At 28.4% G+C, this 24931-nt stretch carries 23 protein-coding genes; 4 read left to right on the forward strand and 19 right to left on the reverse strand.

Annotated elements, in window-relative coordinates; translation table 11 throughout:
- Positions 1-85 precede the first annotated feature (85 nt).
- Positions 86-607, reverse strand: a complete 522-nt coding sequence (locus ACY1IQ_RS02885; RefSeq protein ID WP_461612541.1) for a GNAT family N-acetyltransferase — start codon at positions 605-607, stop codon at positions 86-88.
- A gap of 222 nt (positions 608-829) precedes the next feature.
- Here ACY1IQ_RS02885 and ACY1IQ_RS02890 point away from each other — a divergent pair, with 222 nt between their 5' ends.
- Positions 830-1591, forward strand: a complete 762-nt coding sequence (locus ACY1IQ_RS02890) for a kanamycin nucleotidyltransferase C-terminal domain-containing protein (RefSeq protein ID WP_461612542.1) — start codon at positions 830-832, stop codon at positions 1589-1591.
- Positions 1592-1800: 209 nt separating this feature from the next.
- Here ACY1IQ_RS02890 and ACY1IQ_RS02895 read toward each other — a convergent pair whose 3' ends face one another.
- The 6 genes from ACY1IQ_RS02895 to ACY1IQ_RS02920 all read right to left on the reverse strand — a co-directional run bounded on the left by ACY1IQ_RS02895 (position 1801) and on the right by ACY1IQ_RS02920 (position 6416).
- A complete protein-coding gene (locus ACY1IQ_RS02895) occupies positions 1801-2244 on the reverse strand; it encodes a HepT-like ribonuclease domain-containing protein (RefSeq protein ID WP_461612595.1) in 444 nt (147 codons plus the stop codon).
- Complete coding sequence (locus tag ACY1IQ_RS02900) at positions 2238-2669, reverse strand: nucleotidyltransferase domain-containing protein (protein ID WP_461612543.1); 432 nt, start codon at positions 2667-2669, stop codon at positions 2238-2240. The genes ACY1IQ_RS02895 and ACY1IQ_RS02900 overlap by 7 nt, the downstream gene beginning before the upstream one ends.
- A 176-nt stretch (positions 2670-2845) precedes the next feature.
- The gene (locus ACY1IQ_RS02905) at positions 2846-3205 is read right to left on the reverse strand and encodes a metal-dependent transcriptional regulator (RefSeq protein ID WP_461612544.1); all 360 of its coding nucleotides are present in this window, start codon (positions 3203-3205) and stop codon (positions 2846-2848) included.
- A gap of 298 nt (positions 3206-3503) precedes the next feature.
- Positions 3504-4109, reverse strand: coding sequence for an MptD family putative ECF transporter S component (locus ACY1IQ_RS02910; protein WP_461612545.1), 606 nt, complete (start codon positions 4107-4109; stop codon positions 3504-3506).
- 24 nt (positions 4110-4133) lie between these two features.
- Entirely contained in the window at positions 4134-5681 is a 1548-nt protein-coding gene (locus tag ACY1IQ_RS02915; RefSeq protein WP_461612546.1) for an ABC transporter ATP-binding protein, read from the reverse strand.
- Between the two features lie 3 nt (positions 5682-5684).
- Entirely contained in the window at positions 5685-6416 is a 732-nt protein-coding gene (locus tag ACY1IQ_RS02920; RefSeq protein WP_461612547.1) for an energy-coupling factor transporter transmembrane component T family protein, read from the reverse strand.
- A gap of 1029 nt (positions 6417-7445) precedes the next feature.
- Here ACY1IQ_RS02920 and ACY1IQ_RS02925 point away from each other — a divergent pair.
- Positions 7446-8414 (forward strand): AraC family transcriptional regulator, encoded by a 969-nt coding sequence (locus ACY1IQ_RS02925; RefSeq protein WP_461612548.1) that lies wholly within the window; start codon positions 7446-7448, stop codon positions 8412-8414.
- Positions 8415-8655: 241 nt separating this feature from the next.
- On the opposite strand, the gene ACY1IQ_RS02930 is transcribed toward ACY1IQ_RS02925, so the two are convergent.
- The 8 genes from ACY1IQ_RS02930 to ACY1IQ_RS02965 form a co-directional block, all read right to left on the reverse strand.
- Positions 8656-9423, reverse strand: a complete 768-nt coding sequence (locus ACY1IQ_RS02930; RefSeq protein WP_461612549.1) for a C39 family peptidase — start codon at positions 9421-9423, stop codon at positions 8656-8658.
- A gap of 378 nt (positions 9424-9801) precedes the next feature.
- Entirely contained in the window at positions 9802-10470 is a 669-nt protein-coding gene (locus ACY1IQ_RS02935) for an ABC transporter ATP-binding protein (RefSeq protein ID WP_461612550.1), read from the reverse strand.
- Between the two features lie 9 nt (positions 10471-10479).
- The gene (locus ACY1IQ_RS02940) at positions 10480-11904 is read right to left on the reverse strand and encodes an ABC transporter permease (RefSeq protein ID WP_461612551.1); all 1425 of its coding nucleotides are present in this window, start codon (positions 11902-11904) and stop codon (positions 10480-10482) included.
- 444 nt (positions 11905-12348) lie between these two features.
- Positions 12349-13647, reverse strand: coding sequence for a sensor histidine kinase (locus ACY1IQ_RS02945; RefSeq protein ID WP_461612552.1), 1299 nt, complete (start codon positions 13645-13647; stop codon positions 12349-12351).
- A gap of 1 nt (position 13648) precedes the next feature.
- A complete protein-coding gene (locus tag ACY1IQ_RS02950; RefSeq protein ID WP_461612553.1) occupies positions 13649-14335 on the reverse strand; it encodes a response regulator transcription factor in 687 nt (228 codons plus the stop codon).
- Positions 14336-14530: 195 nt separating this feature from the next.
- Positions 14531-15271, reverse strand: coding sequence for a WD40/YVTN/BNR-like repeat-containing protein (locus ACY1IQ_RS02955; protein ID WP_461612554.1), 741 nt, complete (start codon positions 15269-15271; stop codon positions 14531-14533).
- 819 nt (positions 15272-16090) lie between these two features.
- On the reverse strand, positions 16091-16606 hold the full coding sequence (locus tag ACY1IQ_RS02960; protein ID WP_461612555.1) for a DUF5780 domain-containing protein: 516 nt from the start codon (positions 16604-16606) through the stop codon (positions 16091-16093).
- Positions 16607-16729: 123 nt separating this feature from the next.
- Complete coding sequence (locus ACY1IQ_RS02965) at positions 16730-16867, reverse strand: hypothetical protein (RefSeq protein WP_461612556.1); 138 nt, start codon at positions 16865-16867, stop codon at positions 16730-16732.
- Positions 16868-17600: 733 nt separating this feature from the next.
- Between ACY1IQ_RS02965 and ACY1IQ_RS02970 the strand changes: the two genes are divergently transcribed.
- Positions 17601-17828: a hypothetical protein gene (locus tag ACY1IQ_RS02970; protein ID WP_461612557.1), complete on the forward strand. Its 228-nt coding sequence runs from the start codon at positions 17601-17603 to the stop codon at positions 17826-17828.
- A gap of 107 nt (positions 17829-17935) precedes the next feature.
- On the opposite strand, the gene ACY1IQ_RS02975 is transcribed toward ACY1IQ_RS02970, so the two are convergent.
- On the reverse strand, positions 17936-18304 hold the full coding sequence (locus ACY1IQ_RS02975) for a hypothetical protein (protein ID WP_461612558.1): 369 nt from the start codon (positions 18302-18304) through the stop codon (positions 17936-17938).
- Complete coding sequence (locus tag ACY1IQ_RS02980; protein ID WP_461612559.1) at positions 18297-18683, reverse strand: MerR family transcriptional regulator; 387 nt, start codon at positions 18681-18683, stop codon at positions 18297-18299. The genes ACY1IQ_RS02975 and ACY1IQ_RS02980 overlap by 8 nt, the downstream gene beginning before the upstream one ends.
- A gap of 1051 nt (positions 18684-19734) precedes the next feature.
- Here ACY1IQ_RS02980 and ACY1IQ_RS02985 point away from each other — a divergent pair.
- Positions 19735-21264 carry a thiol-activated cytolysin family protein gene (locus ACY1IQ_RS02985; RefSeq protein WP_461612560.1) on the forward strand — a complete coding sequence of 510 codons (1530 nt, stop codon included), beginning with the start codon at positions 19735-19737 and terminating at the stop codon, positions 21262-21264.
- A 137-nt stretch (positions 21265-21401) separates the two neighbouring features.
- Here ACY1IQ_RS02985 and ACY1IQ_RS02990 read toward each other — a convergent pair whose 3' ends face one another.
- Positions 21402-22481, reverse strand: coding sequence for a 2,3-butanediol dehydrogenase (locus ACY1IQ_RS02990; RefSeq protein ID WP_461612561.1), 1080 nt, complete (start codon positions 22479-22481; stop codon positions 21402-21404).
- A gap of 332 nt (positions 22482-22813) precedes the next feature.
- A complete protein-coding gene (locus tag ACY1IQ_RS02995; RefSeq protein WP_461612562.1) occupies positions 22814-24724 on the reverse strand; it encodes a sigma-54-dependent Fis family transcriptional regulator in 1911 nt (636 codons plus the stop codon).
- Between the last annotated feature and the right edge of the window lie 207 nt (positions 24725-24931).

The following is a 24931-nucleotide window of genomic DNA, read 5'->3' on the forward strand; positions in this document are numbered from 1 at the left end:
CTCCTTAATTATTTAAATTATTATTATATACCTTAATAAGATTACACCTATTTAAGCATCTCAGAAATTTCTAATATTCAACCTTTTAATCTAATATTTTTTCAAAGTTTACACTATCACACCACTTTCTATTTTGATAAATATACTTATTGTTTCGCCCTGTGAATTGAAAGCCATTTTTAATTAAAACAATTTGTGAACCTATATTGTCAAGTGATGTTCCTGCTTCTATTCTGTGAAGCTTGTACTTATTAATTGCTTCATTTAAAACAAGACTTATAGCCTTAGTTGCATATCCCTTACCAATATGCTTTTTACCTATTCTATACCCCAATTCAGCTTTATTAAAGCTTCCTCTCACTACGGATACTAGATTTATTCTTCCAACAATCCTATTACAATCATCCTTTATCAAGTACATGTATAGAAGCCCCTTTTCTTGTTCATCCATAATATCCTTTAATATGCTTTTAAAATTATTATAGTTATAATAACTATCTCCTCTAGGTAGCACCATAGTTTCAAAAAACTCTCTATTTTCACATTCAAATTCAAAGAGTTCTTCTCCATCGAATTCTTTAAGTAAATCTATAAAGATACTTGACATAATTCCCTCCCAAATAGTACGTTAAATTTATTTTATATAAACTTTCAATAATTATACCATTTATTTTATAAATATTACATTATTTTGCAGCATTTAGCTAAATTCCATGTACTATATTATTTTGTCAGAAGTACAACAATATATGAAATCTTTCTTTTCCTATTGAATTTAAAATGATAAAATTAAGTAAAATTGTTAATATATTTAAGGAGGTAGAAGTCAATGCTTTCATATCCTGCTTCAACTTCTAGGGATGAGAAATTAGAAATTATTAATCTTATAAAAAATAAATTACTATCTATTTATAAAGCCGATATAATCGCTATTGGAGTTTATGGTTCCTTAGCCTTAGGAAATGATGGACCATTTTCAGATATTGAAATGCACGTTGTAACTAAAGATGGAATTAAAATAAAAAGTTACGAATTTATTTATAAAAAATTCAAGATTGAGATTAATACAAAGCAAAAAAATGAATTTTTAAATGAAGCCATGATGGTTGATGACTCTTGGGCAATACGAGTAGGTATGTTCATAAACATTTTATCCATTTATGACCCAAATAATTTTTTCAATGACGTAAGAAAACTTCCTTTTCACGTTCCAGACGCAGCTATTAGAGAAACAATGAGAGAATTTATGATTTGGGAGCCTTATGAAACAATGGCTAAAATAAGAAATAATTACAATTGCAAAAATTTTAATTACCTACCTCTTGGTGCTAAAGATCTAACTTGGCAAACAGCAAAACTTATTGGACTTGCTAATAAGCAGTATTATAGTACAAGAGCACGAACTTTCGAGGAATCTCTAAAAATGAACAGTAAACCTTCTGGATACGAAGAATTGGTTTTTTGTGTAATGGAGGGTACGTTGAATCATAAAGAATATATTTATAAGCTCTGTGAAGGTCTATGGCTTGGCCTAAATGATTGGTACGCAGAACTTGGAATTGATTATAAAGTTACCAAACTTCCCTTTTAGATTTTATTGAATAACAAGATTTTACTTTAACAGCAAAAGAGCTTAATTATTTAGCTAAGTTCTTTTCTTAATTAAAACTAGCTCAAATTTTTTGAAGAAAAATAAAAATACTATAAAATTCATTTCTGAAAAATACAGTATTCAAGAAATTTGGAATATAATAGTATAAGGTGTTGCACTTATAACTTCTTTATAATCTCAACGATTAATTATTTTTTTCTATATTTTAATATAACATCATCCTTACTATTTTCTAAAAATATATCTAAATAAATAATTTGAGAATAGCAAAATTCCTCTATCTGCTTTTCAACTATTTCTCTTTTATAATAATCATGAGTATATCTATTTCTAAGTTTTACACATTTATATAAATAATCTTTAAGGGTTTCATCGAAGAATCCCATTTCATAGGAAACCTCTATTAATTGTAGTGCAGAGGTAGAACTATCTATTTTCCCATTATTTATTACTATATAACTTTCACACATATCAACGATATATTCAGAAAAATCTTGAAAAAAGGCAAATATAGCTCTTCTTATGATTCTGCTATTATTTTGTCTATATTCACTTAAAGAAGCTTTTAAATCTTCTAAGGTAGATGTAGCACATTTATATTTTTCTAAAAATTTTTCTTTTTTATTTATAATATGGACTCATCGATAATACCTCCAAAGTAAGTATACTGTTCATCAATTTTAAGTTTCTTTTCAAAATCTCTATTATTTCTTGCATATTTTAGTACGTAATGATGAAAGTCATGCCAAAAATCATAATCAATTATATACACTTCTTTACTATCTACAGCAATTCTAGCATATTTAGTTGTGAAATCTTTAAACATAATAAATGTTAAATGAATATTATCATAACCATAATATTCTTTTATAATCTTTTCTAAATCATCTTCTATATCTAATGTATCCTTAAAAGATATATTGGGCTTAACTACTACCGCTATATCTATATCGCTTCTACCATCAATCCAATACTCTGTTCCATGACTGCCAAATTTACTTAATGCTACTATTCCATTTATCTTTTTTAACTCTTCTTGAAACTGTAGTTTATCCAAATATACCACCTTCTTTACCTCAAACATATAATTACATTATATCCTATAATATATATATTATAAACACATTTAATGAAGATATAGCCTTAACGTTACTTCTTTATTTTATACATTAAGTTCACGAAAACATAATGTAATAGAAAAAACAAACTGCATTCACAATTTGTTTTTCCATGCTATTTGTTTAAAAACTTCTTAATTCCTTGAAAAGTTTCATCACTGATTATATGTTCAACTCTACAGGCATCTTTCTCAGCTATTTCTTCACATACATTTGCTGTTTGAACAAAAAATTCAGTCAATATTTTATGACGTTCATATATACTTTCTGCTTTCTCACGGCCCATCTTAGTCAAAGTTATATATCCTTTACTATCTACATTAATATATTTTGATTTTTTTAACAATCCCACTGCATGGCTTACACTTGGTTTGCTAAAACTAAGCGCCTTTGCAATGTCAATGGATCTTACGTTACCGTTGTTGTTTTCTAATATCAAAATTGTTTCTAGATAATTTTCTCCTGATTCATACATTGCTACCCTCCATAATATAAAATATAATATTATATTGCTAGTAAACATAATTTTCTACTAATTAATGATTGTATTCACTATGATATAATACTTAGGTAGTTTTTTCAATAAATTCAGTTATTTCTCTTGTATTCTTTATAGTAACTAAAAACTAAGAAAATGCCTAAACAATTATTATATATAAACGTTAAGTTTATATATAGATGTATTACAGAATTATCTAATATTTTTTTCTTATCTAGAATCCATATTAACTTATCTAGAATCCATATTAAATATAAGTTTCTTCAATTATTTCTTATACAATTCCTGCTCTTTCAAAATGCTTATGAAGAAGTTTTTTGCCCCATAAGCTTCCTAGATATGCAGCAATAATTGTTATAATGCTTAAGATAATCATAGTTCGAACATTTACTATATTTAAACATCTTTTTAGTATTTCTATAGATTGTGAACCCTTTGCAGATTCTTGAGTAATATATGCCTCCTTCATAAAAACAAAGGGAATATATTCTCCTAGAGCAAATCCAAGCATGTATGTAGCAAAACCTGTAGCTGCTGCTAAGAATTTTTTTCTGCCCATAACGCTAAATATAACTTCTCCAAGTACTCCTCCAAAGAAAGTACAAATCCCCATAACACCACCAGGTGCCATAGTTAAAAAACATACTCCAAGAAGTGCGCCACTTATAATAAATATTCCAGTCATATCAGCTTTTGCAATCATAAGCATAAAGATAATCCCCCCAACAAGTGCCAAAATAATTGGCAGCACTACTAAAATTGGTGGAAACAGACCTATAGTAAATCCTAAAAGAAAAAATATTGCAATTATTAAAGCATTAAATATTCCAATTGTTATTAGCTTTCTTACAACATTACTATCGTCTTTCTTTTTAGCCATAATAACATCTCCTTTATTATAAAGTTATTTCATAGTTCTTGAATAAATTAATTCACTTGAATATTCATGAAAGGGTAAACTACTGAATTCTCCATTATTATCAAAATACAATAAACGATTAAAAGTATTCAATGCAAACTCATAATCATGGGTAATTATAAAAATACACTTTTCCTCTTTTGCCATATCTTTTAAAACATCACTAACTATTTTCATATTTCTTGCATCTAATCCACTAGTAGGCTCGTCCAAAAATAAAAACTTACTATCTTGCATGCATGCAAGAGCAATTACCAGACGTTGTTTTTGCCCACCAGAAAGTGAGGCAGGATGAACATCCTTATAGTTTTCTAAGTTAAATAACTTAAGATATTTTTCTGCTTTTTCCACTATATCTTTAGTAGTTTTTTTACCAACAAGCATTTCATCCCATACACTTGGAGCAAATAATTGATAATCTACATCCTGCATAACATAGAAAGAATTTTTAATACGACATTTCTTTCCTGCAGGCTTTCCATTTATGTATATCTTTCCATACTTTTGTCTTGTAAGCCCCATAAGTACTCTTGCTAAGGTACTTTTTCCAGCACCATTTCTCCCCATAATTCCTATAATCTCTCCTTCATTTGCATTAAAAGATATATTAGACCATAGTGTTTTTCTCATCTTATAGCCAAAGCCAAGGTTATTTACTTGAAGTAATGGATAACTTTCTTCTTTTACTGAAAATTTTTTAACCTTTGGAGATGAAAGTGTATCTAATGCAATATGACGAAGTCCCATATCATCAAACCATTGATTTGATTTTTGTTTAAAAACTTTTCCTTCAAGAATTTTTTCTATTTTTCCTTTCTTCATTATAACTACTCTATCTACTAAATTCTTTAAATAATATAGTTTGTGTTCAGAAACTATAATTGTATGTCCTTTAGCCTTTAATACTTTTAAAATCTCAGAAAGCTGTTTAGTTCCTTCCACATCCATATTTGCTGATGGTTCATCTAAAACATATATTTTAGGTTTTAGCGCATAAACGGAAGCAACAGCAACCTTTTGCTTTTCACCACTTGATAAATTTAAAATTTGTCTGTCCATTAAAGAATCTAATTTCAAATCCTCTATGGACTTTCTTACATTACTTTGTATTTCTTCTCTGCTAATCCCATAATTTTCACTTGAAAATGGAATTTCGGTTTTCACATGTAATGTAAAAAACTGTGACCGTGGATCTTGAAATACAGAACCTACCTCTCTTGAAATTTCTCTAAGTGGAGTGATACTTATATCCATACCATAAATAATAGCTTGTCCCTCTAGCTCACCATCATAAAATTCTGGTATCAAACCATTAATACATCGATTTACTGTTGTCTTCCCACAGCCGCTTTCTCCTGTCAGTACGATAAATTCTCCCTGCTTTATTCTTAAGCTAAAATCTAGTAGACTTTTTTCTTTGCTGTCTTTATATGTAAAATTAACATTATTAAATTCAATTACATTTTCATTAATGTTATTCTTTTTTTCTTTCCTTTGATTTTCATACAAATCAATCTCCTCATTTCTTTCCATTAATTAAATGAAAATATTACTGTTATGAATCACTATAAATAAGGCAGAAACAACTATACATCCAAGGCAATAAATAACATCTCTTATTTGAAATTTCACTTCAGTACATGATGTTCTTTTATGTTCTGTATCAAGCCCTTTACATAATGATGCAGCTGATAGCTCCTCAGATATTTTTCCACTTCGTATTAGCAGTGGTATCATAAAATTTTCTACAGCCCTTATAGGATGTGTTAACATTCCAATAAAAGAAGTATTTATTCCTCTCATCTTTAAACTTTCTCTTACTTGTGTTATTTCATCCTTGATGGTTGGAATATAACGATAAACTACGGCTAATGGAAGAATCACTACTTTCGGAATATGCATCTTTTCCAATGCATACAAAAGCTCATCCATATAGACTTTCTCAAGTAGTATAATACATGCCATGTAAACTGGAAATAAACGAAGGCACAAGAATATTAATGTTGTAAACATCATTGTAATAAGCGGTACTTGTAGATATATAAGCAAAGCATTACCTACATATAACAATATATAAGTAATTGCAAACCTAATTACCGTGGAAGTCATACCTTGAAATATCATTAAAATATCCATTACAATAAATAAAAATAATAGCTCCATAGGACGATTTATTACAAAATTGAGACTTGATACAACAATCACTTGAAATATCAACACTCTAGGATCAGGTTTCGATGCTTTAAACTCTACTTTATTATTCAACATTCTCACCTCCTAGGTTTTAGGAGTTAGTCCATACTAACCAAATATGATGATACATTAGCTTTTTTCACTTTTCAATTATTTTTATAACCTTCGTCTAATCATGGTAGATTTTCGTCTAATCGTGGCATAACAAATATTTTTATCTATAACTATAAAAAAGTTAGAAGATGATGCATATCTTCTAGTTATAAATTTTTATATTTATCCTATTCCAATAGATTATTGCTAGGAAGTACTCTCCATTTTTCTTTTAAAAGTTTTTCTTTAAATGCTTCAAATGACAGCTTATTTTCAATTTCTATTCTCATCTTCTTGTCTATTTACTGATTAGACGATATAATGTTTTAAAGTTAGTTTTAACTAACCTTGATATGAAATTGAGAATTGACGATTGATAATGGACAATTATGGTAAATTCTTAGCAGAAGCTGAAAAATTTAGAGTTGATTTGCTTTTAAAGTGCTGTAGTAACTTTTTAATAAAAAAACTAGCAATTGTAGTCTCTCAACAGTATTAGTTAAATTTATTGATGTCGTTCCGAACTATACTGCACCTCAGGGAAACCCTTATACAATTGAAAATTGACTATTGAGGATGGAGAATTATTGATATTTCTTCTTTAATGGAAGAAGTTTTAGATTGATTTATTTTTTAAGTGACAAAGTCACTTAAAAAATCTATTTAAAGAAATTAATTTATAAAATTAATTTCAACCATAATTGTGCATTGTCCATTCTCAATTCCCCATTGATTAGACTGTTCCCCAGAGGTGGAAAAACTAGCAATTGTATTGCTAGTAAAAATTTTATTAAAGAAATTAATTTGATTAAAACTAATTTCAACCTTAATTGTGAATTTTGAATTTTGAATTGTGCATTATTTTAAGTTGTGAATTGAAATATTTAATAGTGTAGTTATTAGTTATACATTAACTTTTTAGGTGGTTTATTCATAAGTAATCAATTTAATTTTAATATATATCTATTTGAGGTGTTTATTCGTCTAATTATGATATAAGGAGGTAATGAGATGGAGGATATTCTAAAAGAAATACACGATCCCTGTCTAATGAAATATGGTTTTTATTTAGATAAGGAATATAAAGGTTTTAACAGTGAAGGTATAACATATTCTATTCTCTCTGAAAAAAGTTCTGGTCATTATTGGGTTTATACTCATAAAAACTTATTTTCTATTTCTATTCATGATTTTGTATTTTCTGAAGACATATTTCTTGAATATAAAATACCAGAATATTTAAGTATTAGTTACTTTGAATCAGGATCAGGAGAAGAATTTAAACCATATAAACGAATAAACTGTGGCTGTATCAGAGGTTTTATTGGAAATCACAATTTATATCAAGCTCTATTTCATAAAAATATTCCTATTCGTTCTATTGGTATTGAAATTATGCCAGAATACTACAACGATTATTTAAAAACAAAGTACCCTGGAGAATATAAAAATCCATGCTCTGCTTTTTTAAGTATAGATGGTGCTACTAATTTTCCTGAATTAGTCCATTTATTGAAACAGATCAAGAACTATCGCGGAACTGGTATGTCAGCAAAACTATTTTATGAAAGTAAAGTAGCTGAAGCCATCTCTCTAATAGTTGATAAATCAAAAACTCTGGCTTCTACAACACCAGCTAAAAAAATATCCAATCAGGATATGGAAAGTATAAGAACTGTAGCTGCATATATTGATGATCATTACGCCTTTGATATTTATCTGGAACAACTCGCCAAAATTGCCTGCATGGGTACAACTAAGTTCAAATATACATTTAAAAGTGTTTACAAATGCACAATTACTCAATATATACAAAATAAAAGAATGCACGAAGCAGAACATATACTTTTAAATACAGATTTAAATATTAATCAAGTAGCCCAAATTGTAGGTTATAAAAATGCAAGTCGATTTTCTAAATTATTTTATAAAAATACAGGCTTACTTCCAAATGAATTTCGTAAAAATTTAAACCTTTAATTATATTTACTATAGATTTCTCTATAGTATTATCATATATAAAAATAAACATCTCAATACTCTTAATATGGATCTATAAATCTTTAATTTATTTATCGTTAAAAATTTAAAAGAGAAGTCCAATTGACTTCTCTCATTTTAGTCTTTATTTAATTTTATTTAGCTCATCTACAAAACTAGTCTTTTATATTTTTGAGTAGTTATAATATCCTATATACTCTTTCTTTAATATACTAAAAGATTATTCTTTAATGGTCATTGCTTGGGAACCCATTTGTTTCCATGCCTCTTCAAAATTTACACGATTTATTTTTTGATTAGCTTCTGGATAAAGTGGATCATTAATATAGATGAAATTATCATCATAACCTGTAATAATCACACTATGTTGATCATATGTAACTTGCATCTCACCTGCTTTTGTATTCCAAGTCTCAAATTCGTCCGAAGACAATACTTGAAAACTTGAGTTACTTATCACCCAAACTGGATGCCCTTGATCAATTTGATCATATAAATCTTTCATACTTTTTCCTGTGAGATTTATAATTCTTTCAGACGAAACATATTTTTCTGCTAAATCAATGATTGGTTCCACATAAACGCCTAAACCATTATTATCAAAAGTTTCCATATCGCCAACAAATCCTTCATGCATATTTCCACGTTGCTCATCTTCATCTATAAATGGAACATATTTTATCATTTTAGAAAGCTCCATTTTATCTACATTTATATTCATATACTGTAGAAGCATTGCAAGACTAGTTACTTCACATCCTCGCGCCAGCTCTGGTTCTTGCATAATTAGTGGAACTTCTAGACCTTGGCTCTTTTTAGAAATATTGCTTTCATAATTAATAATTGCTTTACTTTCTTTTTTCCCAGTGGCTTTAGCAATGTATTGATTGTTGATTACCCTCAAAAGAGTAATTAATGCAACAATTAATAATAAAAAGCTTACTATTCTAATAAATGCTACTTTATAGTGCAATTTTTGATTTTTCATTTTAATTTTTCTCCTTTGTTTTGTGCTCTATACATAAAAATATACAAAAATAAAATGAAGAAGAACTAAAGATTAATTTCTATTTTTACTAAGATTATATAATACAAAATATATAGACAGATAGTTTTACAATAATAATCATTAAATGCTATTGTAAATACTATATATGTGTGTAATGTTGAAAATGAAATCCTATCTGTCTATCTCTTCATTTATTTAATCTTTAAATCATTAGCTTTAATGCTTCAACATTAAATACGACCTGCTTGTCCATAATTTTACCACAAATTTTAAAACAGATTTATTAAACATTACCTTATAAAAATCAAATTTGCTATTGCATCTTTTTATCTGATGTTATTATTTTAAATTTCTTTACTATTGACTAATCTTTATTAACCTACCCTCATTAATTCCTAAAACTACATCAGCAACAGAAGTAACCTTTTTGGAGTGAGTAACAATAATAACACATTTATTCTCCTCATGAGCAAGAGCAGTGAAAATTTTGAGGATTTCCATTTCGGTATCTTTATCCAAATTTCCTGTAGGTTCATCTGCAATTATAACACCTGGGCTATGAGATAAGGCTCTTGCAATACCCACACGCTGCTGCTCTCCACCTGAAAGCCTTAGTATCTTACGATCTGCAGTTTCTCTGTCAATACCTACATTTTTCAAAAGCATATATGCAAAAGTTTTTTTATCTTTTTCATCACTACCACTGATATTCATGGATAGTACAATATTCTCCACCGCAGTTGCATTTGTTAAAAGATTAAAACCTTGGAATACTACTCCGATGTCCTTTGACCTGTATTTGTCACGATCAATATTTTTAAGATTTCCCTGTCTATACAATATCTCGCCGTCTGTACAAACGTCAAGACCTGAAATAAGGGAAAGTAGTGTAGATTTGCCAGAGCCGGATTTTCCTACAATGGTGTAAACTTTTCCTGCTTCAAATTCTGCACTTACTCCATTTAAAACTATCTTTTTTCCACCTTCATATTTATAGCTTACATCTTTTAATGACAATACACTCATATATCTCACCTAATTCCTTTCCATCAGTATTTTAATAGGTTCATATTTTGTGATTTTACCTATGGAAACAACTCCTGAAACTGAAGCAAGAAGTAATGAAATGGCAATAATTTCTCCTATTGTATCAAGTCCAAGAGAAACGTCCATATTATCTAGTGGCTCTGCATTTGTAGTTTTTGCTGGTTTTCCACCTACTATTACCATCTTAGGGCCTCCTTCACTTGCCTTAGTTTCTGCTAACTCTGCTGCTACAATTTGATTATCAAGTAAAATATTTGCTACAGGTTGCGCTGCAACTGTTCCTGAACTTATTCCAACCACTAAGCAGATACAAGTTATGATGAGCATCTCTACCCAAAGTCCTAAGGCTACTTTTCCTTTTTTCATACCCATAGCTCTTAGAACACCAACCTCATATTTCCTTTCACGAATAGAAATTGAAGAAAGAAGTGCAAGGATGATTCCACCAAGAATCAAAACTATAATCATAAAGGTAACAGAAATACTTTTTAGCCCTTCAACTGGGCCCACAATTTTATGATAGCTTGCTTCATCTGTTGCAACGTCATATATTTCGTTTAAACCTTTTTCATATACCTCATTTCTGAAATCTTCCAGCATATCTGGATTTTTTAAATAATAGGTAGCAGTAATCTCGATACCTCTTTGTCCTGAATCCATAGGAGCTAAAACTGTGTCAAAATCAGCTAGAATCTCATTACGTCTATTCATATAAGGACTTTTAAACATTGAGTTAGAATATTCTTCTGTTGTATCATAAAAAGTACCAACAACAGTTAATGCATATGTAATATTATGGGTATTACCTTCTTCATCAGTAAGCATTCCATCTAGAGTAATGATATCTCCAACTGAAATATTGTTAAGCTCAGCAAGATCTGTGCTTATAACACATTCATCTTTATTTTCTACCATCCTGCCCTCTGCAATTTCACGATCTCCAGCTTCAAAATCCTCCCAAAGATTTCCGTAAAGGCGCATTTCTGGCTGAAAGCCATTTGCTCCTTCCCGTCCCATCATTGTAGGTCCACCTTCTGCGGCATCTGCATCCATTGAGGTAATATTTTCACTCTTAACACCCACAGCCGCCGTATAAGTGCTGTTTAAAATATATTCTGAATCACCAAAGGTAATATATTGGTCAGGTGATATAGGTGGACGCTGCATTCTAACAGTGGTTTTACCACTATCTATTTGTGTTTGGGCCTGCTGTTTCATTTTTTCCATATTTGGAGTAATGGTAACCTCCGAGCCAAAACGAGCTTTATAATCGTCAATAATTCCACTTGCAGTATTGTTGATAATCAGTGCAACTACTGTTGTAACAATAATGGCAAAAATTATAATACCCATTAAAATATTTCTTCCACGATTTCGCACTATATTTTTTAATGCATTTTGAAAAATATACATATTGATTTTCTCTCCTTTAACGTCTTATATTTTGTGAATAACCACTCCATATTTAACATTATAATTTCTCAACCTTTAACGAACCTTAAATGGAAACTTTATTCTCAAACACTAAAAAATGCCCTTCAATAGTGAAGCACTACCAAAGGGTTATGACAAATTTTATCAACAATTGTGAATTATGACTTGTGAATTCTCCATTTATTGTAGCGGAGAACAGCATTCTCCATAAAACTCAAATCTATTCCCATTGTCAGATATTGAACATATAAAAATGGCGAACAATGTTCGCCGCTATAAAAATCTATTAAAGAAATTAGTTTGATTAAAACTAATTTCAACCTTAATTGTGAATTTGCAATTGTACATTATTTAAAGTTGTAAATTAAAATATTCAAGGCTGTAACTATATTTAGTTATATATTAATTTTTAAAGTAGTTTATCTATAATCCAAGTATAAAAGTAAAGGTCGTACCTTCATCTTTCACACTGTCAGCATAAATTTTGCCATCTAGCCTATCTATAATTGCTTTAGCAATAGACAATCCTAAACCATAACCACCATTTTCTTGTGTTCTTGCAGAGTCAGCCCTATAGAAACGATCAAACAGTTTTGTTATATTTTCTTTTGGTATACCCTTGCCACTGTTTTTAATAGAAAACACTAATTGATGTCTTGTTTTTCTCAACATAATATCAATACGACCTTTTTCATCCGTATATTTTATTGCGTTATCAACTAGTATAGTAACTACCTGTTTAATCTTTTCACAGTCACTTTTAATAATGATATTTGCTTCTATATCTTGTAAAAGTCTAATGTCTTTCTCAAAAGCTACAGCCTCCATTGATAATATAACATCACTTACTACCTCACTAATATTAAAAGGTATATAAAGTATTCTACTGTTTGTATCTTCCGTCTTAGCCAAGTATAAAAGATCATTTACAAGTTTACTCATTCTATCAATTTGGTTCTTTATATAATCAAGCCACTTCTTTTGACTTTTAATGGTTTCCTCCTGATTTGCAAGAAGGGCATCAGAATTGGCATTTATAATAGCAAGAGGTGTTTTTAATTCATGAGAAGCATCAGCAATAAATTGTTTTTGCTTCTCCCATGCCTCTGAAATAGGTTTAATAGATCTGTTTGCAAAGAAAAGACTGATTGCAAATATAACAAAAAGCATAATAATCCCTACAAAAAATAATGTAGTAAAGAGCTCCATCAATGTTTTGTGAGAATCTGTAACATCTAAAAATGTAATCTGATAATTGCCATCATTAAAGTTTATTATAGTTTTGCTCCCATTTTCACGAGTTATAAAATTTCTTCCAATAGGAGATACTTTATATTGCCATCGCTTGTTTTCAAGGGAAATGATGCTATAATCTTTTTTCTCATTCCAAGCAAGTTCCGCTGCCTTAAAATATATTTCCTCAGACATGTCAATATGTGAGATTATCTTAGCAATGTTACCATCTGAATTTACAAGTATACGAAAAGAAGAAGAAGAGTCGGAAGGAATCATACTAATAATTATGTTATCTTTTTTTGTACCGTCTGGTAAACTAAGAGCCCCTGTGTTTGCTCTTGAAGATAACATTTCAAGCTTATCCCTATTCTCTGTTTGTGTGTTATTATACGTTGTAAAATAAATAACTACAAAGGCACTAATCATAACCACAGATATAATTGACATATTTAGTATAATGAATCTATTACGTAACTTTTTAAACATATCAATCTCCATCCTTTGTAGTTTTTAAGACATATCCAGCGCCTCGCACTGTTTGAATGATAACTTGAGATTTTATACGATTTAATTTTTTACGTAAGAAAGATATGTACACTTCCACATTATTATCCTCTGCACAGGTTTCATATCCCCATAACTTCTCAATGATAGAGTCCTTTGAAATAATAATATCTTTTCGCTTGATTAAAAGCTCTAATAGTTGACATTCCTTTAAAGTCAATTTAAATTCTTTTCTGCCACAGCTAAGGTTTAAAGTAAGCGGATTCAATTCAATATCTGCATATTGTAAAATGTTGTCTTTTATCAGCTCATTTTTTCTCCGACTTAAAGCACGTAAACGTGCCATTAATTCTTCTGTTTTGAAGGGCTTTGCCAAATAGTCGTCAGCTCCACTATCAAGACCTATAACCTTATCCTCAGTTTCACCTTTTGCTGTCAACAGGATAACAGGTGCCTCAATATCATTTTTGCGCAACTCTTTTAATACGCCTATTCCGTCTATTTTAGGAAGCATGATGTCGAGAATAATAATGTCGTATATACCGGAAAGCCCACAGTCTAATCCATATTCACCATCAAAAGCTAAATCAACACTATAATTATTTTTTTTTAGAACCTGTTCTATAGCTTCCGCCATATATTTTTCATCTTCTACCATTAAAACTCGCACATACATCTCTCCTTTTTACTACGTCAAAAGCATAAATTATTGATATAATAGGTAATCTGTAACTTTATCCTAAGAAGTTATATTGAAATTACTAATATTTATTCTTTAAATATTATATCATAATAGCATCCGCACCAAAAAGGCTGCTATACCAATTTGTTGCGGATACTCTTTGACTCCTTCTTTATTAAATTCTTATTTAATTTCTATAGACATACCTTCTGGAAGATCTTCACTCCAAGTCTGACCGCCATCCTCAGAATAAAATCTTGTTCCATTTTCATTTTTCACCATAAAACTATTACCGCCCTTAGATAAAATGCCATCTTCAGACTTTACCTGTCTACCTATAAAAAGCTCTCCTTCTATTTGGCCAGAATTTTTAATTCCTATTTTTCCGTCTTCTTCATCGAATACGTCAATGCCTTCTGGAGCATTTTCACTCCACGTTTGACCTCCATCTGTAGAATATAATTTAACACCATCTTCTAACTTTACTTGTACACTAATGCCAATACCGTCTTCTGATATATTAGCGTTTTTAATTTTTATTTTCCCATCTTCGTCCTCAAATTCTGTCAAACCTTCAGGAGCATCTTCACTCCATGTTTGACCTCCATCTGTAGAATATAGCTTAACACCATCTTCTAACTTTACTTGTACACCAATGCCAATACCACCTTCTGACATCTTAGTGTTTTTAATTTTTATTTTCCCATCTTCACTCTCAAATCCTGTGAAACCTTCAGGAGCATCTTCACTCCATGTTTGTCCTCCATCTATAGAATACGTTATAACTCCATTTTCATTTTTTACTTGAATAGAATCATCAGCATTACTAGCAAAAGCTTTTCCTGTTCCTAATGTTAGAACAAGTGCACCACAAAGGATAGAAGCACCTGCTTTCTTTTTTGTTATATTCATAATGTTTTTCATACTATCTATACCTCCATTAAATTGTTTATAAGTAGCTACCTTATGACTTAATTATAAATGTTATACCTTTAATGAACCTTAAATAAAAAATCTTTTAAAAGAATTTTTGAGAATTTTAATTCATTGGTATTTTATAAGACATTATTAAAGTATAGATATATTACTCCTAAATCTAATCTATTTCTGAAAGCAATTAACATTAATATTGTTATTAAAACTACCAACTTTTACAAATTCACAGTTCACAATTGCAATTTCTATTATTTCCTCAATGATAACTAAGAAATTTAGAATTGATTTTCATCGTAGTGGCGAACACTGTCTTACCATTTAAAAACACTAGCAATTGTAATTAGTTAAAAATTCATTAAAGAAATTATTTTGATTAAAAAATAAATTCAATCTTTAATTGCATTGGTATTATGAATCGTGAATTGAAATGCACTTAAGTGGTCATATTGGAATATATATTAATTTTTGGTAGTTTGTCTATAGTAGATTTATTTCTAAAATCCAAATGTACTTCTTAGCTTTTACACAGTAAAGTATTTTAAATGATATATTTACTTTATTCAGGGCAAAATAAAGAAGATAGTTTTACAAACTATCTCCCTTCTTTTCCTCTTTATCTTAACCTATTAACCTTTACCATTAAATAATCAAGTCTCTTTTTATTAATAGTCTAAATCACTAATTACATAAAATTTGATTTTTCTTTTATTTCAATAATTAAACATATTCATTATTTACATATTAGCTTCACTTTTCAAAAGTACAAAAAACCTGTACTTTTATATTTAGTACAGGTTTAAGTTATAATTATTTATATGGTTTACCTAAATGTTCATCTTGCCAATAATTATAGTAATCATTTGTCCATTTGCTTCCATCATAATATTCAACATCTCTAACACAAGCAATTACTTCTTTTACAGTTCCATAATCTGTATATAAATTCCATGATCTATTATAACCAAATGTTTCACCTGCTTGTATATTTACGGACTCAGCTTTACCTTTAAATAATTGATTTTCTCCAGCAAGTATTCCTGACTTAAGAGGATATCCATTACCATCATACATAAGAATACCTACTGTAAAATTCTTAACAACTTTATTTGTATTATTTTTCACTATAACTTGAGCTTCATCGTCAATATTAAAATAGCCTGAAACTACACTACTATTAACTACAACTAACTCTTGCTTTCCTTTTAATTCTTCAATTTTTTGTTTCCTTTCAGCTTCTAATTTTTCTTGTTGTAATTTTTTATATGCTTCATTTTTTGCAGTTAAATCCACATCATCTGAAAAAACTGCTATTGCTTCAGACAATGTTGTTATTGCTTTATCATAGTCTTTTTTATTTGCAAATTCTTCAGCACTTTTTAATATTTGATCTTTATACTTTTTTCATTATTTTTAATCTGTTCTTTAGCCTTTTCATAGTTCTTATCATCAGATATTATATTTATATTCTTCTATAGCATTTTTTAAATCATTGTTTTTAAAAAACTCCTCTGCTTTCTTAAATGCAATTCTTGAATCATTAAGATTATTAATTTTAATAATTGAATTAGTAACATCAGTTGGCACTAATCGTATATTTTTTTATTGCTCGCCTACTTTTGGCTTTATCATAATCTATTTTTCATCCACAAATGATTTTTCAATTTCAATAATTTCATCCTTTAAAAATGAAATTACTTCTTCTTTTGTCTGAATCTCCTTTAATTTTATTATGGTAAAGTTTAACCGCTTCTGTCTGTTTATTATTTATAATTTCACTTTTAAATTTTGATACAGGATTATTAAAATAAATAATTCCAGATACCGTGTACAGATTGCTTACGCTAAAACTAAAATAATAACATAAAGATTTTTGTTATTAAGTACCTTGCTTGTCCTTAATTAACTTTGCTTTGTTTTTTCATTATTTTGATGAAAATCTCAAATACATTTGCACATGAAACAAGCTCTCCTTGATTTTTCGTGCTCATATTTCTAAAATATCATTCCCATCACCAACTTTATTAAATATATATCAAATTATAGTACATTTAAAAATTCAATTTTTGTTAAAAATGTTTTGAAACATTCATCCTCTAAAATCTTAAATAGCGCGCATCTGAGAAATCATTATGAATATGGACAATAATTAAAGGTTATCATAATTTTAAAATCCCCATCTATCATATAGAATAATATATAAGCAATATAAAATATTAGTATATACAATTTGTAATTAATTACATTTTGACTGTAGTTACCAAGGATCAGTACAATAGTTGTGTCACCTGATATTTACCAGTTAACGGTGGATACATTTATGATAAAAAATACATTTAGAACAGTTGGAGAGTTTGAAGAGCAAGACTCAGTAACCTTAATGTGGCCATTAACTAAATATGCTACAAAAACTGATGAATATGATAGAGATGCGGTAAGCATAAAAATTGTTAAAATTTTAGTGGAATATGTAGATGTTATTATAAGTTGTTATGATAAAAATCAAAGATGCAATAAATACATTACCATTAAATTTATATGGAGGTAGAATTCATTGCAATACTAGAAACATACCAAAGGCAAGTAAAGTTTAATTATAATTGCATAATTAAAAGGACTTTTATTATAAGTTAAAAGTCCTTTTGTTAATTAAATTTAATCTAATAATTCAATCCAAGTTTTAAAATAGTCATATTGTTTATTATCATAAGCAGATAGTAAATATCTACAAATTACAGTTCCAGTTGAATAGCCTTGATTTTTAATAAATGATAAGTGTTCATCTAAATCATTATCTAACCAATCATTAAATGCAGACCTAACTATACATAGAGCAAATTTATTTCTAGTTGTATTTTTATCCCAAAGTATCTCAGAATTATAAAAATCATAGGGTACAGAAATGCAATTACATAGAAATTCATTTTTATGTTTATCAAAAAAAATTGTGTAATGATATTGATCTTCTAAATATAGTTTTAATTTATCTTCCTCCGTAAAATTAAAAGAGACTATCTTATTCATCCGGGAAATCAAGTTTATATTCATTATTCTTAATTTCAAGCAATTCATCAATTTTTCTTCTTCTTGATTTTAATTTTTCATTTATATTAATTAGTTTATCTATCTCTTCTTCAAGATCCACTTGTGTTTCGTTAAGGATTGAATCTATCATAGAAAGATTTAACTTACTTAAGTCTTTTAACTTTTTTATTGGTACATTAAGGCTTCTATAAAATATTATATCAGATATTTGAAGCATTTCTGGAAAGGCATATTGACGGTAGCCATTTTCAGTATTTTTATCAACATGAATTAAATTTTCTTGTTGCCAATAACGTAATGTTGGGGCAGGAATATGAAAGATTTTTGAAATTTCACTAATAGTAAAAAAATTTTTCATAGAATACCTCCATGGTTTTATAAAGTCATTAAAAATTAAAGTATATAAATATTTCTAATATTAATCTAATATAAGCTTTTTATAATTATAGCAAAAATATTCTTTGCATTAAAGTTACTTTACTGAGGTAATAAGTATTCTCTTTCTTTAAAATTTTAATTTTTATAAAATAATGTAACTTTACTTAACACATAATTATGAACCATCCCTTAAACAAAATGTTTTCCCATTAACATCCAATTAGTTATCATTACAATTTAACTCTAATACAAAAAACATTTTTAAATTTAAATCATTTAATGTATTGTTCAAATATTATCAATTTATTACATTTTCTTCTCCATATTAATGTTATAACAATTAAATATGAATTTAAGAACATTTATGCAAATTATAATTTTATAAATAATATTATTTATATAACAATTCATGCCATAATCTTACACAATGTATGAATTCATTTATAACAACAATAAAGTATTTTAGGGTTAAAATACCATGAAAAGATATTGATATTATTTAATCAATAAGATAACAAAGTTTATGAGGCAATATTTTAATTTTTTTCGTATTAACAAGCATAAAGGGTACTCTACTAAAGCATAAAATATATTGAGCTTCTCTAAAGATTATAAATATACATTATTTATAAGAAGTCGATATATTAGACATTTTATAAAAAAATCCGTGCATACTATTGACTAAGAAATTTTATTGTAAAATTTAGAAAATAAATTTCTTAATTTTTTCTAAAAATTCTACTGACCTTTTCAAAATATATAACAATAAATTCATCTACAATAGTATTAACAATTATTTAAATATCAATCATTATAAAAAATAATGATAATTTTACATTTTTTAATTTGAATCCATATCATTTCCTGGTAAATATTATAAGTTATAGTAGCCCTTACAATTAAAATCTTTAAATCTTTACTTTAATTGTTATATTAGTATTCATGTTAAAGTGAATTTATTAGTTAAACTATCAAAATAGTTTAAATTGATAAACTCAATTAACATCATATACAAGAGGGGGATAAATATTATGAGGCTAAAAAAACACTTTAAAACACAAAAATTATTAGTATGCTTATTTCTTAATTTATGTGTTATTTCCTATCCATTCGTTGCCTTTGGTAAAACACTTACAGTTAATTCATCAGTCGCAACAAATAATTCAAGCGATATCGATTCCGGTATATCAAACTTAAATTATGATCGAAATGCAATTCTAGCAGTAAATGGTGATAATATAGAAAGCTTCGTTCCAAAAGAAGGTTTTGAATCAAAAGGAAAATTTATAGTAGTTGAACGTAATAAAAAATCACTTACAACATCACCAGTTGATATTTCAATTATTGATTCCGTAAATGATCGCACATTTCCAGGTGCATTGCAACTTGCAAACGATGCTTTTGTTGAAAATCGACCTAATATATTAATGTGCAAAAGGAAGCCTTTAAACATCTCTATAGATTTACCAGGTATGAAAAATGAAAACACAATAACAGTTCAAAATCCAACATATGGTAATGTATCGGGGGCAATAGATGAATTAGTATCTACTTGGAATGAAAAATACTCAACAACACATACTTTGCCTGCAAGAACACAGTATTCAGAATCTATGGTTTATAGTAAAAATCAAATATCAAGTGCTTTAAATGTTAATTATAAAGTTCTTGATAATTCACTTGGAGTAGATTTTAATGCTATATCTAGTGGAGAAAAAAAGGTAATGATTGCTGCATATAAACAAATATTTTACACTGTAAGTGCAGAACTTCCTAATAATCCATCTGATCTTTTCGATAATAGTGTTACTTTTGAAGAATTAACTCGTAAAGGAGTAAGTAATGAAGCTCCACCAGTTATGGTATCAAATGTAGCCTACGGTAGAACAATTTATGTAAAATTAGAAACATCATCTAAGAATAAAGATGTACAAGCTGCCTTTAAGGCACTACTTAATGGTGTTAATGTAGAAAGCAATCAGCAATATAAAGATATTTTTGAGGACAGTTCATTTACTGTTGTAGTATTAGGTGGAGATGCACAAGAGCATAACAAAATTATCACAAAAGATTTTGATGAAATAAGGAATGTAATTAAAAACAATGCTGAATTCAGCACTAAAAATCCTGCATATCCTATTTCATATACAAGTGTTTTCTTAAAAGATAATTCAGTTGCTGCTGTTCATAATAAAACAGATTATATTGAAACTACATCTACAGAATATTCTAAAGGTAAAATAATTCTTGACCATAGCGGTGCATATGTTGCTCAATTTGAAGTATCTTGGGATGAATTTTCATATGATGAAAATGGGAACGAAATATTAAATCATAAAACATGGGACGGAAACTATAGAGATAAAACAGCACATTACTCTACTGTAATACCACTTCCAGCTAACTCAAAAAATATAAGAATTTTGGCAAGAGAGTGTACAGGCCTTGCATGGGAATGGTGGAGAACAATTATTAATGAATATAATGTTCCATTAACAAATGAAATAAAAGTTTCAATTTGGGGAACTACATTATATCCATATACTAGTATTAGTCATTAATAAATAAAAATTTTAATACCATAGTAATCTTTTTTTAAAAAAGTTACTATGGTATTTTTCTATTTAATTATTTCATTTTTGTTGCATATATTAGTTATATGCTTAAATTTCTTTATAAAAAATGATTAGGTTATTTTTTATTCATTTAAAAGCGATTTATCTGGAGTTACAAGAATCTTTACATGCTTTTTCTTTTCAGGACCTGTTAGAGCTCCAAAGCCTTCTTCTACTATATCATCAAGAGCTATCTTCTTAGTTATATATCCTTCTGCTTTAATCCTTCCATCGTTCATTTGTGCAATTGTTGCTGGAAATTCATGTCTATAAGCTAAGGTCCCCACTATTTTCTTTTCAGAAAACACTAATGTATTAGGATTAAAACTTACATCCTCTTCCCAAATACTTGTCACTACAAGAGTTCCTTCACACTTTAAGCTATTTAATCCTACATCAAATCCTATCTTTGCTCCTGTAGTTTCAAATGCTGCATCTACACCTATTTCATTAGTAAGTTTTTTAACTTCCTCAGCTATATCAACTTCATTTGGATCAAGTACCACATCTGCTCCTGCTCTCTTTGCATATTCTTGTCTAATTGATTTTCTTTGTAATACTACTACTAATTTTGCTCCTGCCGCTTTTAAGCACTCAATGGTTGCAAGCCCTATTGGTCCTGAACCAAGTACAATAGCAGTATCTCCTGTTTTAAAATTAGAAATTCTAATAGAATGAAGCGCTACAGCCATTGGTTCTATTAATGCTGCCTGCTCATAAGACATGCTATCTGGTATTTTATGTATAAATTCTTCTGGAAATACAGTATATTCTGCAAGTCCTCCACCACTGCCACAAAGTCCATGGAATCCTAGTGAAGAGCATAGATTATATTTACTTTCTCTACAAGCTGGGCATTCTCCACAAGCTACTATAGGTTCTACAGTAACTCTATCTCCAGCTTTAAACTTAGTTACACCTTCTCCAACTTCTACAACCTCTCCTGAAAATTCATGACCTAGAACTACTGGTGCCACATTACCACTTAAAGGATGTGGTTGTCCAACTGGTATAAAAATAGGTCCTCCTAAATATTCATGTAAATCTGAACCACATATTCCACACCATTTAACTTTAATTTTTACATTTCCTTTAGTAACCTTTGGTTCCTTTATTTCTTCAACCCTAATATCTTTTTTATTGTACCATAACGCTGCCTTCATAATAAAATACCTCCTAAAGATAATCATCGCATATTGTTAATATTCTCACATACCTATAAAGCAATTGTTATACCAAGGCATCAAATTGTGATACTTTTTTAGATATTATTTAATTTCTCTTATTCACTTTGTTACAAATAGTTATATCAAGCTATTTTTCTATAATTTAAATCTATATAATTAAAACTTAATTTAATATAAAAAATAATTATTAAAATAAATAATCTCAAAATGATACATATTTCACTGTTTTATTTTGAGATTTTCTTTATTTTATTCTCATTTTGATACATGTATGATGACATTTATTGATAGTTAAAAAACAAACAAACCTATATATTTTTTATATTATATTTCTTTATCTTTCTATAAATAGTAGCTCTACTTATTCCTAACATTTCTGCAGATTTTACTATATTACCTCCACAAAGGTTAATAGCTTTTATTATACTTTCTTTTTCTAAAACATCTATAGGAAGTATCTTATCTAACTCCTTTGATTCTTCATTATTAAAATTACTTTCTATTATTGAATCATTTTCACTAGAGTAATAATCCCTCTCTATTACATTCCTAAGTTCTCTTATATTACCAGGCCAATCATGCTTTTTTAATTGATTTATATAATCTTTTTTTATAAGCTTACATTTATCCATATTTTTTATATTAAGATTATTAACAAAATATTTTGCTAGTATTTCTATATCTTCTTTTCTTTCTTTTAAGGGGATTGTTTTTATGTTCATTACATTTAGCCTATAATATAAATCTTCTCTAAAAGTTTTTCTATTTATTTCTTCTCTTAATTCTTTATTAGTCGCCCCTATTATTCTCACATCTAATTTCTTTTCATAATTTCCGCCAACTCTAACAATGGTATTGTTGTCTAAAACTCTTAATAGTTTAGATTGCATATCTAGTGGAAGCTCTCCTAATTCATCTAAAAAAATAGTTCCCCCATCAGCTAATTCAAACTTTCCTGGATGCCCTTCTTTAGCAGCTCCAGTAAAAGCACCTCTATCATATCCAAAAAGTTCACTTTCCATTAATTCTCTAGGAATTGAAGCACAATTTACAGCTACAAAAGGACCATTACTTCTTTCACTATAATTATGTATAGCTTGAGCTATCAACTCTTTTCCAGTACCGCTAGCTCCTTCTATTAATATATTACAATCACTTTTTGAAGCTTTCTTTGCAAAATTTATCATGTTTATCATTTTCTCGTTACTAGTTACAATATCTTTAAATGTATAAGTTGCATTATAACCTACTACTTTATTTACAAACTTATGTACAAATTTACTTTCCCTAAAAGTTATAACTACTCCCATAAACTTGTTATTAACACTCATTGGTACCACATTCAATATACACTTTATTCTTCTATTTTTAATATGAAAATCACATTCTATATTATTATAGGACTCCTCATAGTTTTCTATAATGTAATTAAAATTTAAATTTCCTAAGGCTTTCTTTATATCTATTTTAAATATTTCATTTCTATTTATACCTAAGATATTTTCTGCTCTATGATTTACTTTCTTAATATTAAAATTTTCATCTATAACTATCATACCTTCTACAATAGAATCAAAAGTTATATTTAATAGGTTATAGGATAATATAAGTTCTAATTGTTTCTTTATAGATTCAGCTGCTGCAATAACTATTCCTAAAGTATGCAGATGAGCATCTTTACATATACCAGACATATTAATACATCCTAATATTTTGCCGTCGCTATCATGAATAGGTGCTGAAGAACATGTCCAAGAATGTTGTTCTATTCCATAATGTTCAGCACCTATAGTTTGTATTGGTTTATTTAAATATAAACAGGTCCCTATAGCATTAGTTCCTACTGCTTTTTCCGACCATAATGCTCCCTTTATAAATCTTAATTCTTCAGCTTTCTCTAAAATATTCTCATCGCCAATAACATCTAATATATATCCATCTTTGTCTGAAAGAAACAGTGCAAAACCTGAACCCGATATTGTGTTATATAAATTCTCCATTATAGAATGTGCCACTGAAACTAACTCCATATTCTCTCTTATTTTAATTTCTACAGGAACTTTATATTCCTCAATACCTCTTCCATCCATATAGTCTACATTATATTTTTTGCACCTTATCCATGAATCTCTTATGTCTTTTTTAATTTCTTTATTAACCTTATTATGTTTTACAAATTCATTCCAAGCTTTTTCAACAAATTCCATATAATCATTCATATTACCACCCCTTCCCCCTATGTATAGATGTATCTCTTTTAAATTTAATCTATCCATTCATAAAATTGTACTATTAGTTATTTAAGCTTACACTTATACAATACGAATTGACTATTGATAATGGACAATTATTGATATTTCTCTCATAAGAGAGAAATTTTAAATTTATTTATTTTAAAAATGATAGAAACACTTTTATCAAAAAAT

It is taken from the genome of Clostridium sp. Marseille-QA1073 (assembly GCF_054863625.1).

Coding starts and splice junctions, on each gene's coding strand:
- ACY1IQ_RS02885 (WP_461612541.1), bottom strand. CDS start 607: ATGTCAAGTATCTTTATAGATTTACTTAAAGAATTCGATGGAGAAGAA.
- ACY1IQ_RS02890 (WP_461612542.1), top strand. CDS start 830: ATGCTTTCATATCCTGCTTCAACTTCTAGGGATGAGAAATTAGAAATT.
- ACY1IQ_RS02905 (WP_461612544.1), bottom strand. CDS start 3,205: ATGTATGAATCAGGAGAAAATTATCTAGAAACAATTTTGATATTAGAA.
- ACY1IQ_RS02910 (WP_461612545.1), bottom strand. CDS start 4,109: ATGGCTAAAAAGAAAGACGATAGTAATGTTGTAAGAAAGCTAATAACA.
- ACY1IQ_RS02915 (WP_461612546.1), bottom strand. CDS start 5,681: ATGGAAAGAAATGAGGAGATTGATTTGTATGAAAATCAAAGGAAAGAA.
- ACY1IQ_RS02920 (WP_461612547.1), bottom strand. CDS start 6,416: ATGTTGAATAATAAAGTAGAGTTTAAAGCATCGAAACCTGATCCTAGA.
- ACY1IQ_RS02925 (WP_461612548.1), top strand. CDS start 7,446: ATGGAGGATATTCTAAAAGAAATACACGATCCCTGTCTAATGAAATAT.
- ACY1IQ_RS02930 (WP_461612549.1), bottom strand. CDS start 9,423: ATGAAAAATCAAAAATTGCACTATAAAGTAGCATTTATTAGAATAGTA.
- ACY1IQ_RS02935 (WP_461612550.1), bottom strand. CDS start 10,470: ATGAGTGTATTGTCATTAAAAGATGTAAGCTATAAATATGAAGGTGGA.
- ACY1IQ_RS02940 (WP_461612551.1), bottom strand. CDS start 11,904: ATGTATATTTTTCAAAATGCATTAAAAAATATAGTGCGAAATCGTGGA.
- ACY1IQ_RS02945 (WP_461612552.1), bottom strand. CDS start 13,647: ATGTTTAAAAAGTTACGTAATAGATTCATTATACTAAATATGTCAATT.
- ACY1IQ_RS02955 (WP_461612554.1), bottom strand. CDS start 15,271: ATGAAAAACATTATGAATATAACAAAAAAGAAAGCAGGTGCTTCTATC.
- ACY1IQ_RS02970 (WP_461612557.1), top strand. CDS start 17,601: ATGATAAAAAATACATTTAGAACAGTTGGAGAGTTTGAAGAGCAAGAC.
- ACY1IQ_RS02975 (WP_461612558.1), bottom strand. CDS start 18,304: ATGAATAAGATAGTCTCTTTTAATTTTACGGAGGAAGATAAATTAAAA.
- ACY1IQ_RS02980 (WP_461612559.1), bottom strand. CDS start 18,683: ATGAAAAATTTTTTTACTATTAGTGAAATTTCAAAAATCTTTCATATT.
- ACY1IQ_RS02985 (WP_461612560.1), top strand. CDS start 19,735: ATGAGGCTAAAAAAACACTTTAAAACACAAAAATTATTAGTATGCTTA.
- ACY1IQ_RS02990 (WP_461612561.1), bottom strand. CDS start 22,481: ATGAAGGCAGCGTTATGGTACAATAAAAAAGATATTAGGGTTGAAGAA.
- ACY1IQ_RS02995 (WP_461612562.1), bottom strand. CDS start 24,724: ATGAATGATTATATGGAATTTGTTGAAAAAGCTTGGAATGAATTTGTA.